A 14047-nucleotide genomic window follows, 5' to 3' on the forward strand; every position below is an offset into this window, starting at 1 on the left:
GGGAGCTGGCTTGCCTGTTCCCACATTTGATCTTTGCTCGTCTTGAATATTGAGGTTTCCCCCGTGACCGCTTCCGACCAATTCACTTCCACCCACTCCGTTGTCGGCGAGCACGCTGACCTGGTGCTGCACCATGGCCGTTTCTACACCCTCGACCCGAGCCAGCCGTGGGCCGACGCGGTGGCGATTCGCGGGGGACGTTTTATCGCGGTGGGCACGCTCGCCGACCTGCAACACCTGATCGGCCCGCAGACCCGCCAGCACGATCTGCTGGGCGCATTCTGCATGCCCGGTCTGCACGACATGCACACTCACCCCGACCTCGCCCTGGCCCCGCGCTACAGCGATGACCTGGACGTGGGCATCGAAGACCCCACCCCCGAACAACTGGCGGCGGCGATCCACGCCTATGCCGACGCCCACCCCGGTGATGGCTGGATCTACGGCCAATACTGGGTGCGCTACACCTTCCGCGAAGCCGGGCTGACCCCTGGTCGCGAATGGCTCGACAGCATCATGCCGGACCGCCCGGTGGCGCTGCTGGACCGCATGTGGGGCACCATGATGGTCAACTCCTGCGCCTTGAAACTGGCCGGCATCGACCGCCACACCGCCGACCCGCGCAACGGCTATATGGAGCGCGACGAACTCAGCGGCGAGCCCAATGGCCTGATGATCGACGGTGCCTACGCGCTGATCCACGCGGCCATGCCGCCCACACCGGTGGCGGTGCTGCGCCGGGCCTACCGCGACGGCGTGCACTTCCAGAGCTCACGCGGCGTTACCGCGACCAAGTACGTGCACGTCTGCGAGCGGCGCCTGGACGCCCTCAAGGAACTGGACGACGCCGGCGAATTGAGCGTGCGCGTGGAAGCGGCGATCAGTTGGCAGGACGATATTTTCCCGGTGCGCCGGCGCTGGGAACTGCTCGGTGGCGAGCGTCACTACTACCGCAGCGCGCGGCTCAATGCCAACGCGGTGAAGTTCCACTTCGACGGCACCGTGGAGCCCAAGTCTTCGTACCTGATGACACCCTGGGCCGCCGACTCCACCTGGCGCGGCAAGCTCAACCTGACCCCGGAACACATCACCGACATGGTGGTGGACATGGACCGTCGCGGCCTGCGGGTGATCGCCCACTGCACCGGCGACGGCGCCTCCGATGTATTCCTCGATGCGGTGGCCGAGGCGCGGCGGGTCAATGGCGACAGCGGCATCCGGCACCAGTGCGCCCACAGCACCCTGCTGCATCCGGGCAACCTCAAGCGCTTCAAGGCGCTGAACGTGATCGCCGAGTTCTCCCCGGCGGCCTGGTACCCGACGCCGTTTGCCAGTGGCGCCCGCTCCGGTTATGGCGCCGAACGCCTCAAGCGCATCTACGACTTCAAAGGTGTGCTGGCCGAAGGTGGCCTGGCGGTGATGGGTACTGACTGGCCGGTGGCCTCGATTGACCCGTGGCTGGCCCTGGAAACCATGGTCACGCGGCAGAACCCGTGGAACCAGGAACCGGACTGCTTCGGCGAGCCGATCACCCTGGAACAGGCGCTGCAAGTGGCGACCCTCAACGGCGCCCACGCCATGGGCCTGGAGCATTCCACCGGCAGCCTGGAAGTGGGCAAGTGCGCCGACCTGATCGTGATCGACCGCGACCTGTTCGCCCAGCCGGCGCGCAACTACATACACCAGACCCAGGTGCTGCTGACCTTTGTCGATGGCCGTCCGGTCTACGACCGTCTCAACGCGTTTGAAGGCACAGCCTTGCAAGCTGTGTGGCAGGGCCTGCCGCCGGTGATCGAATGAATAACGACAGCATTGCCGTCACGGTGGTCTCGGGCTTTCTCGGCGCCGGCAAGACCACCCTGCTCAACCGCATCGCACAGCAGCCGCAACATGGGCGGATGGCGGTGATCGTGAATGACTTTGGCGAGCTGAATATCGATGCGGCGATCATCGCCGAAGTCACCGATGCGGTGTTCAGCCTGCAGAACGGCTGCATCTGCTGCACCGTGCAAGAGGACCTGCTGGCGCAACTGGTGAGCCTGAGCCAACTGCGCCCGCGCCTGGATCGCATCGTGATCGAGTGCAGTGGCGTGTCCGACCCGCAGCGCATTGTTCAGACCCTGGGTTATCCACAGCTCAAGGCGCACTTGCATCTGGATACGGTGATCACCCTGGTGGATGCCAGCGGTTATGCCGCCCTGGAAGGTGAGTTCGCCCGTTTGTCCCGCGCTCAGGTGGCCTGTGCCGACCTGGTGCTGCTGAACAAGGCCGATCTGGTCAGCGCCGCCGAACTGCAAAGCCTGCGCGCAACTATCGGTGCGCGCACACGGGTGATCAGCACCGTGCAGGCGCAGATCCCCGACGCCCTGCTGCTGGGCGAACGCAGCCCGCGCAACGGCTTTACTCCCGTGCCGGCGCCGCACCATGAACTGTTTGAAAGCTGGACCTGGCAAGGCACCCAGGCCCTGCCGGCCAAGGCCCTGCGCGACTGGCTGGGGCAACTGCCCAAGGACGTGTTCCGCCTTAAAGGCCTGGTGCATTTGCAGGGCAACGACCAGCCCTTCTGGCTGCAACATGTGGGCAACCGCAGCCAGTTCACCCTGGCCAGCGGCGAGCATGCGCAAAGTTCGGCACAACTGGTGTTTATCGCGCGGCGCGGCAGTGACCTGCGGGAGCGGTTGGAGGCGCAATTGCAGGAGATGCAGGGCCTGTAGACGCGGATGACGATGAAGGCAGAGTGCCGCCTTGACCTTGCTACCCTGGCCCTTGAAAATGCCCGACGCTTTTTCGTCTCCCCGCTTACAGAAGTAGTGAAATTTCAATGTCTGATTCCCGTACCGAAGAATCCGTAGTCACCTTGCAATCCAAAGCTGAATACGAAAACGCCATCAATCTTTCACAGCATGTGCCAGCGGCCAAGAACATCAGTGAAATGGTGCTGGACGCGTTCCATACCTCCAAGGAAAGCGACCAGATCCGCGAGTTGCGCGTGGCCATCCGCCAGGCCCACGACGCCTTTGACGATGACAAGGCCTACGACCTGATGGGCCAGCTCAAGCAGCTCAAGGACGCCGAAGCCGCCGACAACGCCGCCCTTGAAGACCTGAGCAGCAAGTTCTCGATCAGCCGCATCCTTTCCAGCTTCAAGGACGACCCCGAGTTCCAGGAACTGGTCTACGGCCTGGCGCTGAAGGTGCTGAACCAGACCCACCAGGCCATCAGCAACCCAAGCGCCGGCAAAGGCAAGGCCGCACGGGTGAAAAAGGAAGTGGAAGTGTTTGTGATCAGCAAGGATGGCATCAGCGTCACCCTGCCATTGCGCACACCGCGCTCCAAACTCAATGTCGACCGCGAGGCGCTGGAATTCCTCGGTTTCAGCTTTGTGGGTGAAGGCGACGAGGCCGAGCTTGAGAGCGAGACCTTTGTGGATAACTCCGGTGCCGAGCAGCCTTTGACGCGCAAGAGCATCGTCACCGCGCTGCAGCAGCAGACGGCGTTTGACGGTTACAGCATCGCCCAGCAATAAGCCCTACCCCCCAAAAAAGGTGGGAGCGGGCTTGCCCGCGATAGCGTTGGGTCAGCCAACACATGTATCGACTGATTCATTGCTATCGCGGGCAAGTCGAATCGTCGCACCGCCGCTCCCACAGGGTTCTGCGGTATTTTCAGAGCTCAATAAAAAGCCCCGCTCTTCTCTCGAAGGCGGGGCTTTTCATTGCATCCCAACTCAGTGGGCGTAAGTCAGCAGCAACTCTTTCGGCACCTGGAAATCCAGGGACATCATCACGCTCAAGGCGGTGATGGTGAAGATCGAGAAGACGAACAACTTGCGCGCCCAGACGGTGTCATCCACCGCCTTGTAGCCGGTCCAGGCCATGTACAACCAGTACATGCCCATGGCCGCGGCGACGGCGAGGTAGCTCATGCCGGCATAGCCACTGAAGGTCAACATCAAGGTCGCCACGAGGAAGGCCAGGATGTAGAGCAGGATGTGTTTCTTCGCCACCTGGATGCCGCGCTTGACCGGCAATACCGGAATCGAAGCCGCCAGGTAGTCGTTGAAACGGAAGATCGCAATGGCGTAGGAGTGCGGCATCTGCCACAGGCTGAACATCACCAGTAGCACCAGCGCGGCCATGTCGAAGCTATTGGTCACAGCCACGTAACCAATCACCGGCGGCATCGCCCCCGACAGACTGCCCACCAGCGTGCCGTGAACCGACTTGCGCTTGAGGTACAGGCTGTAGAGGCCGACGTAGATGACAAAACCGATCACGGCAAACAACGCCGCCAGCGGATTGGCCACCGTGTACAGCAATGCCACGCCGGCAACACCGAGGACGGTCGCAAAGATCAGTGCCAGTTTCAGGGAGATAAGGCCCTGGACCAGCACGCGATTCTTGGTGCGCTCCATCTTGATATCGATGTCACGGTCGATGCAGTTGTTGAACACGCAACCGGAGGCCACAACAAGGGAAGTGCCGATCATTGCCGCCAGGAAGATGGCCAGATCGACATGCCCCTTGGAGGCCAGGAAGAAACCGCCTGCCACAGAAAGCACGTTACCGAAAATGATCCCCGGTTTGGTGATTTGGATAAAGTGCTTAAGCGACATCGGGTCTTACCTCACTTCGCCATCATGTAGGTGTGGATGCTGAACATGATCCACAACGACAGGCCAACCAGCAGCAGGATCACAATGGCCGTGAACACAAACGCAATCACGTTATTGCGCTGGGCCTGGGAGCGATCCAGGTGCAGGAAGTAATACAGGTGGACAACCACCTGGATCACCGCGAACAACAGCACGATAGCCAATGTGGTGGCCTTCGGCAGGGTCGGGTACATCACCAGGCCGAACGGGATGATCGTCAGGATCACCGACAGGATGAAGCCGATAGCGTAAGACTTTACGCTGCCGTGGCTCGCATCATGGCTGTCATGGGAGTGTGCATTAGCCATTACAGAGTCCCCATCAAGTAGACAACGGTGAAGACGCAGATCCAGACCACGTCCAGGAAGTGCCAGAACAGGCTCAGGCAGCTCAGGCGCGTCTTGTTGGTCGACGTCAGGCCATGCTTGTTGACCTGGTACATCATGATCGCCATCCAGATCAGACCAGCGGTTACGTGCAGACCGTGGGTACCGACCAGGGTGAAGAACGCCGACAGGAAGCCGGAACGGCTAGGGCCGTAGCCTTCGGAGATCAGCAGGTGGAACTCGTTGATCTCCATGGCGATAAAGCCAAGGCCGAGCAGGAAGGTCAGGCCCAGCCACTTGAGCACGCCTGCCTTGTTGCCACGGAAGAACGCCAACATGGCGAAGCCGTAGGTGATCGAACTGAACAGCAGCAAGGCGGTTTCGCCCAGTACGTAGTTCAGTTCGAAGATGTCGTGGCCCGACGGGCCACCCGCTACGTTGTTTACCAGTACCGCGTATACCGCGAAGATCGATGCAAACAGGATGCAGTCGGTCATCAGGTAGAGCCAGAAACCGTATACGGTCATCTCGCCCGCGTCGTGGTGGTCATCGTGCCCATGGTCATCGACATGGGCGTGTCCAGCATTGGTCACTAAGTTCGACATGGTTTAAGCCTGTTCCAACGAGGTTTCAACACGGTTGGCCGGAATCTTCTTCTCGGCTACCAGGCGAGCGTGCTGCTCGGCTTCGATGCGCTCGATCACGTCGACCGGCACCATGTAGCCTTGATCATCACGAGCCGCGTGGATCACGAAATAGATCACGGTGCCAGCCAGGCTTGCGATAGCCAGCCACCAGATGTGCCAGATCATCGCGAAACCGAAGACCGTCAACAGCGCGCCCATCACCACGCCAGTGGCGGTGTTGTTCGGCATGTGGATCGGCGAGTAGCGCACAGGACGCTGGTACGCCGTACCGTTTTCCTTGGCTTCGGTGAACGGGTCGATGGTCTCGGCCTTAGGCAGCACGGCGAAGTTGTAGAACGGTGGTGGCGACGAGGTCGACCATTCCAGGGTGTGTGCATTCCATGGATCGCCGGAGTCGCAGGCGTTTTGCTTGCGGTCACGGATACTCACGTACAGCTGGATCAACTGGCAGGCGATACCGACAGCGATCATCACCGCACCGAACATGGCGACGTACAGGTACGGCACCCACTCAGGGTTGGTAGTGGCGTTCAGACGACGGGTCATGCCCATGAAGCCCAGTGCATAGAGCGGCATGAACGCGACGAAGAAGCCGGTGATCCAGAACCAGAATGCAGCCTTGCCCCAGCCTTCGTGCAGCTTGAAGCCGAACGCTTTCGGGAAGTAGAAGCTGAAACCAGCGATGTAGCCGAATACCGCGCCGCCGATGATCACGTTGTGGAAGTGAGCGATCACGAACAGGCTGTTGTGCAGTACGAAGTCAGCACCCGGGATGGCCAGCAGTACGCCAGTCATGCCGCCGATGGCGAAGGTCACCATGAAGCCCAGGGTCCACAGAACCTGGCTGGTGAAGCGCAGGCGGCCGTGGTAGATGGTGAACAGCCAGTTGAATAGCTTCACCCCCGTCGGGATCGAAATCAGCATCGTCGCCAGGCCGAAGAAGGCGTTGACGCTGGCCCCCGAACCCATGGTGAAGAAGTGGTGCAGCCAAACCATGAAGCCCAGCACCGAGATCGCGCCGGAGGCGTAGACCATCGAGTGGTGACCGAACAGGCGCTTGCCGGTAAAGGTCGAGATCACTTCGGAGAAGATACCGAACGCTGGCAGGATCAGGATGTACACCTCAGGGTGACCCCATGCCCAGAACAGGTTCACGTACATCATTGGATTGCCACCAAGTTCATTGGTGAAAATGTGGAAATCCATGTAACGGTCAAGCGTCAGCAGTGCCAGGGTAGCGGTCAGGATCGGGAACGAAGCCACGATCAGGACGTTGGCCCAGGTGCAGGTCCAGGTGAAGATCGGCATGTCCATCAGTTTCATGCCTGGGGTACGCATTTTCAGCACGGTGGCCAGGAAGTTGACCCCCGTTAGCGTCGTACCCAACCCGGATAACTGTAGCGCCCAGATGTAGTAATCCATCCCCACGCCCGGACTGTATTGCAGCCCCGACAACGGCGGATAGGCAACCCAACCGGTCTTGGCGAATTCGCCGACGCCCAGGGACAGGTTGATCAGCACGACGCCGGAAACCAGCAGCCAGAAGCTCAGGGAGTTGAGGAACGGGAACGCAACGTCACGCGCACCGATCTGCAGCGGCACTGCCAGGTTCATCAGACCGGTGAAGAAAGGCATCGCCATGAAGATGATCATGATCACACCGTGGGCGGTGAAGATCTGGTCATAGTGTTCAGGCGGCAGGTAGCCAGGCGAACCTTCGGTGGCCATGGCCAACTGGGTCCGCATCATGATGGCGTCGGCAAAACCGCGCAGCAGCATGACCATGGCGACGATGATGTACATCACGCCGATTTTCTTGTGGTCGACCGACGTCAGCCACTCGGTCCACAGGTAGGTCCACTTCTTGAAGTAGGTGATTGCCGCAAACAGCGCCAGACCACCCAGCGCGATCATGGCGATGGTCACCATCACGATCGGCTCGTGGAATGGGACCGCTTCCCAACTTAATTTACCAAACATCGTTTACTCCTCTGCCCCGGCAGCTGAATGCGAATTTGCGTCCGTCCCTTCCACAGCAGCCACTTCTTTCTTCTCGTGCTTGACCGGCTTGCCTGGCTTCATCCCTTCATACTTATCGATGATTTTCTGAAACAGGTCCGGCGTGTACGAGGAGTACAGCTCTACAGGGTTGTTCTGGCTTGGCTTGGCAAGGGCTTCGTATTCAGCTTTTTCAAGCTGTTTTGGTGAGCTCTTGGCTTCTTGTACCCAGGCGTTGAAGTCTTCCTGAGTGGTGGCGATTGCTTTGAATTTCATGCCGGTAAAGCCCGCGCCACTGTAGTTGGCGGAGATACCGTCGAGCTCGGCGTTCTGGTTGGCAATCAGGTGCAGCTTGGTCTGCATGCCCGCCATCGCGTAGATCTGGCCACCCAGGCCCGGGATGAAGAACGAGTTCATCACCGCATCCGAGGTCACTTTGAAGTTGATCGGGGTGTTGGCCGGGAACACGATCTTGTTGACGGTGGCGATCCCTTGCTCGGGATAGATGAACAGCCACTTCCAGTCCAGCGCGACCACTTCGATAGTGATTGGCGGCACGTCGGATTCCAGCGGACGGTAAGGGTCCAGCTCGTGGGTCGACTTATAGGTGATGTAACCCAGGGCGATGATGATGAGTACAGGTACCAGCCACACCGCGATCTCGATCTTGGTGGAGTGCGACCACTTCGGCGCGTAGGTGGCCTTGGTGTTGGACGCGCGGTATTTCCAGGCGAACGCGAAGGTCATCACGATCACCGGCACCACGACCAACAACATCAGCAGCGTAGCGGTGATGATCAGGTTACGTTGCTCCACGCCGACCTGACCCACAGGGTCGAGCAGCGTCCAGTTGCAGCCTCCCAGCAATAACATGCCGAAAAGCGGCACTATGCCTAGTAATCGGGTGTACCTGTTTTTACTCATCTCACGACCTCTAAAGCAGCTTGCGCAATGCAGTTGGGTTTTGATCGCCAACACTTCACCCTGCCAAGGGTTGGCATTTCTCTTCGATTGAATAAGGGCCTGCCCGGCGCTTCATGCGGTGATCGACACGTCCAGGTCTGGCGGTGAATTCTTATTCGATTTCGTTGGTCAAAGGCCTTGTTACAGACCAATTCCATTTGGTGCGGATAGTTGAAAGGCTGCCGGCACCTGGGGTCGCATGAAGCAATGTTTTCGCCTCTCGACCGCCCTATTTGCTCAGGGTTGAGCAGCACCGGACACTCAGTGCGGGCGATTGTAGTTAGCTAGCGATGTATAAACCATGACTTATAAAGAAATAATTTTTATCGATTCCAGCAATAATCCTGCGCCATTGTTGCAAAGGTTCGGGATCGTATCGCGTTTGATTCTCAACAAAAACCACAAAAAATGCCGTGTTATTGCCCATTGTGTCGCACCCAAGGGGTCCTTCCCGGGTCGCCAAACCCCAGGCAAGCCCTCTAAAAACAAGGCATTCGTAGATCACCGCAAGTTCTGCAACGCACGCCGTTCGCGGCTCGGCTCCAAGCAGAAAGTGACAGGTAAAAGCAACTGCCCGAGGCTGGATTAACCGGCAAACCCAGGGGTAGGAAACCTCCTGCGGCACCTTCACTGTGACAACGTGTCGCACTTCGCGCACCGCCAATCTTGTCCAGCGTCACGGTCCGTTCACAAAATGCCCACACACAAAAACGCCCCGGCCTGCATCAGCAGGACCGGGGCGTTTTGTAGGACGATTTAAGCGCTGTGCTTGCGATTGCGGTAAATGCCCAGCGGCACCAGGATCACCGTCAACACGAACGCCACCAGCGCCCACTGGGCCAGGGACAAGCCCAGTACCGGCGGATACGGCGTGCTGCAGAAACCATCGACCTGGAAGCCCAGGGGGAAGATCTTCGCCAGGGGCAGGTCATCGACAATCGGCTGCAGTACATCGACACCGCAACTGATGGCCGGATAGAACTGGGTATACACATGGTGCCCGGCGGCAGCGACACCGCCCAGGGCGCTGAGTACCACCAGTACTTCAAAGATCGTGACACTGCGCTGGGTACGCATTGCCGCGCCAATAAAGGAAAAGAGCGCAATCAGCAGCAAGGCATAGCGCTGCAGGATGCACAGTGGGCATGGCGCTTCACCCAGCACTATCTGCATATAAAGCGCGCCACCGATCAGCGCCAGGCAGATGATCCCCAGCAACACCAAAAAGCGCCGCTCACGCCCCAACCGCATTTCGTCAATCATCCCCGTTTCCCTTTGCCTAATGATGGGTGTGCCAATGGCCGCAAGTTTACACACAGGAAGTGAAAATTTAGCAGTAGGCGTCGGCATCTTAGGCGCAGGCGGGTTAACGACACATTAATGTGGGGGCTTTCGGACGCCATCGCAGGCAAGCCAGCTTCCACAATTTGATCTGTGAATACATTCAAATGTGGGAGCTGGCTTGCCTGCGATGAAGCCAACGCGGTTTAAAGAGCGGCCGCTTATTCCAGCGCCGCCGCCGGCCCGAAGAACTCATACCGACTCTGCTTTTCAGGCACACCCAAAGCCTTGAGGTGACGCTTGATCGCACTCATAAACCCTTTGGGCCCAAGGAAGTAGGCATCCACATCACGCTCCTCAGGCAACCACGCCGCCAGTTGCTCCTGGGTCAACATCCCCAGCTTGTCCGCCGCCGGGCTGATGCCGTCGTCTTCGGCGTAGCAGTAGAAACGCTGCAGTTGCGGGTGACGCGCGGCCAGGGCATCGACCCAGTCGCGAAACGCATGCACGCCACCATTGCGCGCGCAGTGGATGAAGTGCACCGGGCGCTCGGTCGCCAACGCCGCTTCCAGCATCGGCAGGGTTGGCGTGATGCCCACACCGCCGCTGATCAGCACCAGGGGTTTGTCGCTGTCCACCAGCGTGAACTCCCCCGACGGCGGGAACAGGTCGATGCTCGCCCCCACGTGCATCTGGTCATGCAGGTAATTGGACACGCGCCCGCCCGCTTCGCGCTTGACGCTGATGCGGTATAGGCCCGCGTCGGTACGCGCCGACAATGAATAGTTGCGGCGCACTTCTTCGCCGTCGAGGATCAGCTTCAGGCCGATGTACTGGCCGGGCTCGGCGGCGAGGATCGGGCCGTTGTCCACCGGGGCAAAGTACAAGGAGATGATTTCACTGCTCTCCTCCACGCGCTTGACCAGCAAAAACGGGCGCGCCCCGCGCCAGCCGCCAACGGCCTGGGCTTTTTCGTCGTAGATGGCACTCTCTGCGCCGATCAGGATATCGGCCAGTTGCCCGTAGGCTGCGCCCCATGCACTCATCACTTCAGGGGTGGCGATTTCATCACCCAGCACCTCGGAAATCGCCCGCAGCAGGCAGTTGCCGACAATCGGGTAATGCTCCGGCAGGATTTGCAGGGCCACGTGCTTGTTGATGATCTTGGCCACGAGGTCGCCCAACTGATCCAACTGGTCGATGTGCCGGGCGTACATCAGCACACCGTTGGCCAAGGCGCGAGGCTGGTCGCCGCTGGCCTGGTGGGCCTGGTTGAACAGCGGGCGCACTTCGGGGTACTCGGACAACATCATGCGGTAGAAGTGGGTGATCAGGGCTTCACCACCGCTTTCGAGCAGCGGCACAGTAGATTTGACGATGGCACGGTCTTGAACGCTAAGCATGGGGAGACTCCTGAGCCTTTGGGCTTCTGAATGATTACCTTGGGATACTCAGTATTCGTGCCAACAAATAATCCGTTAATTATCAACAGTTTAAATTAAAAGTAGTCAATATGACTTCCCACAACTTATAGTCATTAGGACTACAAGGAGTCATTATGACTGCACACTCCCTGCTCACCACCCTGCTGCCACTGGTTGCCGACCTTTCCCGCGAACTGCCGGAAGGCGAGCGCTACCGACGCCTGCTGCAAGCCATGCGCACCCTGCTGCCCTGCGATGCCGCCGCACTGCTGCGCCTGGACGGCGAATGGCTGGAGCCCCTGGCGGTGGACGGCTTGAGCCCTGACACCCTGGGGCGACGCTTCAAGATCAGCGAACATCCGCGCTTTGCCGTGCTGCTGAGCAGCCCCGGCCCAACCCGCTTTGATAGCGACAGCGAATTGCCCGACCCCTACGACGGCCTGGTCGATGGCCTGCACGGGCACCTGGAAGTCCACGACTGCATGGGCTGCCCGCTGTTTGTCGACGACCATCCCTGGGGCCTGCTGACCCTGGATGCCCTCGACACCGAACGCTTCGAACGTGTGGAACTGGACGCCTTGCAGGCGTTTGCCAGCCTCGCCGCCGCCACGGTCAATGTCGCCGAACGCATGGAACACCTGGCCTTGCGCGCCGAGGACGAACACCAGCGTGCAGAAATCTATCGCCAGGCCAGCGGCCAGCAGCACAAGGAAATGATCGGCCAGAGCAAGACCCACAAACGCCTGGTGGAAGAAATCAAGCTGGTGGGCGGCAGTGATTTGACCGTGTTGATCACCGGCGAGACCGGGGTCGGCAAGGAGCTGGTGGCCCAGGCCATTCACGCAGCCTCGCCCCGTTCAGAGAAACCGCTGATCAGCCTCAATTGCGCAGCGCTGCCAGAGACCCTGGTGGAAAGTGAGCTGTTTGGCCACGTTCGCGGCGCGTTCACCGGGGCGCTGAACGAACGGCGGGGCAAGTTCGAGCTGGCCAATGGCGGCACCTTGTTCCTTGATGAAGTGGGTGAGTTGTCGCTGACGGTCCAGGCCAAGCTGTTGCGGGTGTTGCAAAGCGGGCAGTTGCAGCGACTGGGTTCGGATAAGGAGCATCAAGTGGACGTGCGCCTGATCGCCGCCACCAACCGTGACTTGGCCGAAGAAGTGCGCAACGGCCGTTACCGCGCCGACTTCTATCACCGCTTGAGCGTGTACCCGCTGCAAGTTCCGGCCTTGCGTGAACGCGGGCGTGACGTGTTGCTGCTGGCCGGTTTCTTCCTGGAACAGAACCGCTCGCGCATGGGCCTGGGCAGCCTGCGCCTGACCAGCGATGCCCAGGCGGCGTTGCTGGCTTATGGCTGGCCCGGGAATGTGCGAGAGCTGGAACACTTGATTGGCCGCAGCGCGCTGAAAGCCTTGGGTAACCACCGGGAGCGGCCGAAGATCCTCAGCCTCAGCGCCAAGGACCTGGACTTGCCGAGTGAAGCGGCGCCGCTGATTGAGGAACAGGCCGAGCTAGCCGTGATGACCGGTGACTTGCGCCAGGCCACCGAGCACTACCAAAGGCAAGTCATCAGCGCCTGCCTGGAACGCCATCAGCACAACTGGGCCAGCGCCGCCCGCGAACTGGGGCTGGACCGCGCCAACCTGGGGCGCATGGCCAAACGCCTGGGCCTCAAGTAACCCCGATCAAACTGTGGGAGCTGGCTTGCCTGCTCCCACATCAGATTTGCTTCGATTCCCAAAGCGGACTCACAGGCGTAATCGCTCGGGGCTTACGAAACACCAACACATTCCCCAGCATCACCAGCACCAGCCCGCCCAGCGCCGGGGCGGTCCACTGGTAGCCTTCGAGCAGCGCCGAGACGTTCAGCGCCACCACCGGGAACAACACCGTGCAATAGGCCGCACGCTCCGGGCCCATGCGGCCGACCAGGGTCAGGTAGGCGGTAAAGCCGATCACCGAGCCGGGGATCACCAGGTACAGCAACGAGCCGATGTAGCGAGTGTTCCATTCCATTTCAAAAGGAATGCCCTGGATCACGCAGTACAACGCCAGCATCGATGCGCCGTAAGCCATGCCCCAGGCGTTGGTGGTCAACGGCTTGAGCCCGGCTTTCTGTTGCAGGCTCGACAGGATGTTGCCCGCCGAGAAACACATCGTCCCCAGCAACGCCAGGCCCAAGCCCAGCAGCGTCTCGGGGCTGGCGGTATGCCCGACCAGTTCCGGCCAGAACAACAACCCCAGGCCGAGCAACCCGAGGCCGCCGCCCAGCAACACGTTACGTGCGACTTTCTGGCCGAAGAACACTCGGGCATTCAACGCATTCCATAGCGTCGCGGTGGAGAACACCACGGCCACCAGGCCACTGGGGATCCATTGGCTGGCGGTAAGGAAGCACATGAAGTTCACGCAAAACAGGCACAAGCCCTGGGCCAGGCAGATCAGGTGCCCACGCCGGTTCATCACCTGCAATTTGTGACTGAGCAGCAGCAACACAAACAGCACCAGTGCCGCCAGGCCGAAGCGATAGACGATGGATGCCGCAATCTCCACCACACCCAGTTGCCATTTGAGGGCGATCCAGGTGGTGCCCCAGATCAGCACGGTCAGTAAGTACAGGGATAGGTTCATGGCGCACTCCGGTGGTTGAGCCACAGTTTCACCCCGACTGGCTGCCAGGCACTTGCAGATTCTTGCGCTTTTGTCGGGCCGAGGGATCACAGCGCCAGCCGCCGGGAGTAGGATGCAAGGCGTCGG

13 protein-coding genes and 1 pseudogene are annotated in these 14047 nt (G+C 60.1%); 6 read left to right on the forward strand and 8 right to left on the reverse strand.

Features of this window, described 5'->3' with window-relative positions:
* The first annotated feature begins 63 nt into the window (after positions 1-63).
* The 3 genes from HKK57_RS04760 to HKK57_RS04770 all read left to right on the forward strand — a co-directional run bounded on the left by HKK57_RS04760 (position 64) and on the right by HKK57_RS04770 (position 3526).
* A complete protein-coding gene (locus HKK57_RS04760; RefSeq protein ID WP_092233723.1) occupies positions 64-1800 on the forward strand; it encodes an amidohydrolase in 1737 nt (578 codons plus the stop codon).
* Complete coding sequence (locus tag HKK57_RS04765; RefSeq protein WP_169389846.1) at positions 1797-2714, forward strand: CobW family GTP-binding protein; 918 nt, start codon at positions 1797-1799, stop codon at positions 2712-2714. Before HKK57_RS04760 ends, HKK57_RS04765 begins: the two co-directional genes overlap by 4 nt.
* A gap of 107 nt (positions 2715-2821) precedes the next feature.
* On the forward strand, positions 2822-3526 hold the full coding sequence (locus HKK57_RS04770) for a hypothetical protein (protein WP_070996862.1): 705 nt from the start codon (positions 2822-2824) through the stop codon (positions 3524-3526).
* A 201-nt stretch (positions 3527-3727) separates the two neighbouring features.
* On the opposite strand, the gene cyoE is transcribed toward HKK57_RS04770, so the two are convergent.
* The 5 genes from cyoE to cyoA are packed head-to-tail and all read right to left on the reverse strand — an operon-like array spanning position 3728 to position 8549.
* The gene (gene cyoE, locus HKK57_RS04775; protein ID WP_029300217.1) at positions 3728-4615 is read right to left on the reverse strand and encodes a heme o synthase; all 888 of its coding nucleotides are present in this window, start codon (positions 4613-4615) and stop codon (positions 3728-3730) included.
* Between the two features lie 11 nt (positions 4616-4626).
* Positions 4627-4962, reverse strand: a complete 336-nt coding sequence (gene cyoD, locus HKK57_RS04780; protein WP_029300215.1) for a cytochrome o ubiquinol oxidase subunit IV — start codon at positions 4960-4962, stop codon at positions 4627-4629.
* The gene (cyoC, locus tag HKK57_RS04785) at positions 4962-5585 is read right to left on the reverse strand and encodes a cytochrome o ubiquinol oxidase subunit III (RefSeq protein ID WP_029300213.1); all 624 of its coding nucleotides are present in this window, start codon (positions 5583-5585) and stop codon (positions 4962-4964) included. The genes cyoD and cyoC overlap by 1 nt, the downstream gene beginning before the upstream one ends.
* Positions 5586-5588: 3 nt before the next feature.
* Positions 5589-7607 (reverse strand): cytochrome o ubiquinol oxidase subunit I, encoded by a 2019-nt coding sequence (gene cyoB / locus HKK57_RS04790; protein ID WP_029300211.1) that lies wholly within the window; start codon positions 7605-7607, stop codon positions 5589-5591.
* Between the two features lie 3 nt (positions 7608-7610).
* Positions 7611-8549 carry a ubiquinol oxidase subunit II gene (gene cyoA, locus HKK57_RS04795; RefSeq protein ID WP_029300208.1) on the reverse strand — a complete coding sequence of 313 codons (939 nt, stop codon included), beginning with the start codon at positions 8547-8549 and terminating at the stop codon, positions 7611-7613.
* A 27-nt stretch (positions 8550-8576) separates the two neighbouring features.
* On the opposite strand from cyoA, the pseudogene HKK57_RS27200 reads away from it, so the two are divergent.
* Positions 8577-8791, forward strand: a pseudogene (locus HKK57_RS27200) (hypothetical protein).
* Positions 8792-8889: 98 nt separating this feature from the next.
* The gene (locus HKK57_RS04800) at positions 8890-9177 is read left to right on the forward strand and encodes a hypothetical protein (protein ID WP_169389847.1); all 288 of its coding nucleotides are present in this window, start codon (positions 8890-8892) and stop codon (positions 9175-9177) included.
* 167 nt (positions 9178-9344) lie between these two features.
* On the opposite strand, the gene HKK57_RS04805 is transcribed toward HKK57_RS04800, so the two are convergent.
* Both HKK57_RS04805 and hmpA read right to left on the reverse strand, forming a co-directional pair.
* A complete protein-coding gene (locus HKK57_RS04805) occupies positions 9345-9851 on the reverse strand; it encodes a disulfide bond formation protein B (protein WP_029300206.1) in 507 nt (168 codons plus the stop codon).
* 239 nt (positions 9852-10090) lie between these two features.
* Positions 10091-11272: an NO-inducible flavohemoprotein gene (gene hmpA, locus HKK57_RS04810; RefSeq protein WP_029300203.1), complete on the reverse strand. Its 1182-nt coding sequence runs from the start codon at positions 11270-11272 to the stop codon at positions 10091-10093.
* Between the two features lie 155 nt (positions 11273-11427).
* Here hmpA and norR point away from each other — a divergent pair, with 155 nt between their 5' ends.
* The gene (gene norR, locus HKK57_RS04815; RefSeq protein WP_169389848.1) at positions 11428-12969 is read left to right on the forward strand and encodes a nitric oxide reductase transcriptional regulator NorR; all 1542 of its coding nucleotides are present in this window, start codon (positions 11428-11430) and stop codon (positions 12967-12969) included.
* Between the two features lie 40 nt (positions 12970-13009).
* On the opposite strand, the gene HKK57_RS04820 is transcribed toward norR, so the two are convergent.
* On the reverse strand, positions 13010-13921 hold the full coding sequence (locus HKK57_RS04820; protein ID WP_169389849.1) for a DMT family transporter: 912 nt from the start codon (positions 13919-13921) through the stop codon (positions 13010-13012).
* Positions 13922-14047 lie beyond the last annotated feature (126 nt).

This window comes from Pseudomonas sp. ADAK21, from assembly GCF_012935735.1.
Lineage (GTDB): Bacteria > Pseudomonadota > Gammaproteobacteria > Pseudomonadales > Pseudomonadaceae > Aquipseudomonas > Aquipseudomonas proteolytica.